The following is a 2,682-nucleotide window of genomic DNA, read 5'->3' as shown; positions in this document are numbered from 1 at the left end:
TTTCTCGGTTGGTGAGAGAGAGTCTATCTTTCTCTAAAAAAATGGAGAATCACGTTGGGGAACCCTTTGGTATTTTATCCATGACTACAATGCACACCTGGCAAAGGATTAAGCCGCCATCACTACTACCGAATCACCACCAGTAAACATTCGCCGATTAAACCACTTGCGGGAACTTTCCTGCGCCTCTACATGAATCAGAAAAAAAGATTCCTTTCCTCTAAACTTAACTTGTGCGACTAAATCGCTTTCATACCTTTCTCCTTCCGTGACATCAGTAAATACTTCTTTGTCTAAAAAAGTAATCGAGTCCCTATCTAAATAATCCATCAATTGAGGAAAAAATAACTCGATAAATTCGACAAAAAAGGTGGAGATTAACTCTTTAAATAAGCGGTCATGGTCAATATTATTAGTCATGTAATATCATCTTAACTAATCTGAGCGATGAATGACTACTCTTCTCTATTATATTCTGAGAAGTCGGTTTTGGCAACGGATTGTTATGACCTTACCCCCTTAACCTACAGCGATTGCCAAATTCGCCCAAAATCCATCAGATTGAGCTAAATCGAACAAAACATCGTAAAAGGCAGGAAAAATCGGCCAAAGGATAGAAGTCATGACATTGACTGAAAAGGATGACTGCGGCTATTTTGTGGCAACAATCCCCAATTTTTCAAGGGTGCTATCACAAAAATTAACATTTATTACAAGAAAACGGGTTTCTCAAAGAAAACGGGTTTCTAAATAGTTTCTCGAAGAAACCCGTTTTCTCTGTTGAGAATGTAGGTTAAGGATACGTCGAGAAGGCTGGCAATCAGCGTCGGGAGAAACCGCTTATGTTATTTAACAATTCTTTGGCTGGTCGGGATGATTATCGGAATTGGTGGCGACCTATTTTTAGATTGTTATTTTTAATTCTCGTCGCTAACATTCCGCGAGTTATAGCCGAACCTTTAGATAAATATTGCCTCTCACCGGTAGAGCGAAAACCCGAGACGAGATTAACATTATCCCCGAATAAAACAGCACGAGTAACAATCCCAATGCGGGGCCAATCGTTGGAGGTAGTCGTCTCCGGTGTCGATACCCTGCTACTGAAACGGAAAGGCACTCCAACGCCTCTGGTATCGGTGAGGGCCCCGCAATACGATTACGGCCAGATTGACGCTCTGGTTTCGACACAAGATGGTTGGCTCTGGATCGATGGAGGACAAATCGATTACATGGCCCGGCTCGATCTGAATGCTAACCCCCCTACCCTTGGTACACCGAAGGCACTTCCCGAACTCTACGAGCGACCCTGCTCGTTTTGGCATCGTTTCTGGGGTAATTGTCTCCTCGCTCAGGGAGTTTACAGCCAGGCGTTGGATCGCGTATTGATCACTGGTCATCCCGCTACATTTTGGGGACGATCATCCCTCACCACCTTGGAGATCATTGCTGGAAAAGCGAAAGAGATGGGGTCGATCGCACGGGGTGCTAGTCTTGTTTACCCCGTTTATGATGTCCCGCGATTACGAGGTATTTTGCTCAGAGGCATAAAAGATGAGTTGTTCTTTTACGATGGGATTACTGTCACCACCATACTTTCAGGAGAAAGTGCGCGGAGTCGGAACGGTATAACTGGGTGGTACATCGACAGCACTCACTCTGGGAGAACTTTCGTAACTAACGCTGGTCGTTTCCGCGCTCCTTTTCTTAGGGAAATAAAAGCAGGGCCACTGGCGATAGCGATCGCTGTTCCCAAGACACTCGCCGGAAGTTGGTTGAGTTTGTTTCAAAAAGTGGATAAGGAGCCGTTGTGGGGAATTACCCGTCAGTCCCTTTTTGTGGAAATACAAGGCGCTTTCAAACCGGTCGCTACCGTTCGAGAGGGAGCTTTTCTAGAGGGACCGGCCGGTATCGAACAGTCGTCAGATGGCTCGATCACTTTCAGCGTTAAGGACAAAACCACGGGCCGCTCTACCGATTACCGGCTCGCACGTTCCTCCGCGACAGGCCAGTGCGGGATTCGTTTAAAGGCCCGAAGACCGATATCGCTCACCCCGTAGTTTTTCCCGGGGTAGGCATTGCCCACCACCATTAAATAAGGGTTTAAAGGTGAATGGGTGGGCAGTGCAGCACCCTAGAGTAAGATGTTCTTATTGGATTTTTGCCAAAGACTGCTTAAATTCTGCGAGAGAATTAGCGGTAGCTGCTAATTTAACAATCTCTTGTAATTTAGATAGTACCGAAACTTTATTCAGGTATTGTTCCACATCTAAAGGAACTTCATCTAAGGGAGCTTGCCAAACTGTTTTGACAAAATCACGGGCATTTTCTAACGCACCAATTTCCTTCCCTTGTTCTAACAAAAATTAACATTGCTAGAAAACGGGTTTCTCAAAGGACAAGAAAACGGGTTTCTCAAAGAAAACGGGTTTTCTAAATAGTTTCTCGAAGAAACCCGTTTTCTAAATGCAAAGATGGAATGGCTAACATAAACTAAGCAGTTAAAGTATTTAACCAATTGATTAAATCTTCAACCGTAGAGAAATCGAATAAAGCTTCTCCTAATACTTCGACATCATCAATACTTAACCCCATGATTTTAGTTTCCAATGAAGGATTAATCTCCCCTAACTTGCGTTTAAGTTGACGAAGAATCAATGTCTTTTCCCGTTCAATACCTTGTTC

3 protein-coding genes and 1 pseudogene are annotated in these 2,682 nt (G+C 44.0%); 1 reads left to right on the top strand and 3 read right to left on the bottom strand.

The genetic code is table 11. The features are described 5' to 3' along the window. Window positions 1–141: 141 nt before the first annotated feature. A pseudogene (locus tag IM456_RS09310) lies at window positions 142–420 on the bottom strand (flagellar assembly protein H); the annotation flags it as partial. A 422-nt stretch (window positions 421–842) separates the two neighbouring features. Between IM456_RS09310 and IM456_RS09305 the strand changes: the two are divergent. Further along, window positions 843–2,057 (top strand): hypothetical protein, encoded by a 1,215-nt coding sequence (locus IM456_RS09305; protein ID WP_287694208.1) that lies wholly within the window; start codon window positions 843–845, stop codon window positions 2,055–2,057. A gap of 90 nt (window positions 2,058–2,147) precedes the next feature. Here IM456_RS09305 and IM456_RS09300 read toward each other — a convergent pair whose 3' ends face one another. Both IM456_RS09300 and IM456_RS09295 read right to left on the bottom strand, forming a co-directional pair. Next, window positions 2,148–2,360 carry a hypothetical protein gene (locus tag IM456_RS09300; protein WP_287694204.1) on the bottom strand — a complete coding sequence of 71 codons (213 nt, stop codon included), beginning with the start codon at window positions 2,358–2,360 and terminating at the stop codon, window positions 2,148–2,150. Between the two features lie 130 nt (window positions 2,361–2,490). After that, window positions 2,491–2,682: DUF4351 domain-containing protein (locus IM456_RS09295; protein WP_287712772.1), on the bottom strand; the 192-nt coding region annotated here is incomplete at its 5' end.

The sequence above is a fragment of the Microcystis sp. M079S1 genome (assembly GCF_020246425.1).
GTDB lineage: Bacteria > Cyanobacteriota > Cyanobacteriia > Cyanobacteriales > Microcystaceae > Microcystis > Microcystis aeruginosa.
This window is presented reverse-complemented; position numbering and strand designations above follow the sequence as displayed.

What these genes read in the sequence shown, in the direction of transcription:
- IM456_RS09305 (WP_287694208.1), top strand. Translation starts at nt 843, where the DNA reads ATGTTATTTAACAATTCTTTGGCTGGTCGGGATGATTATCGGAATTGG.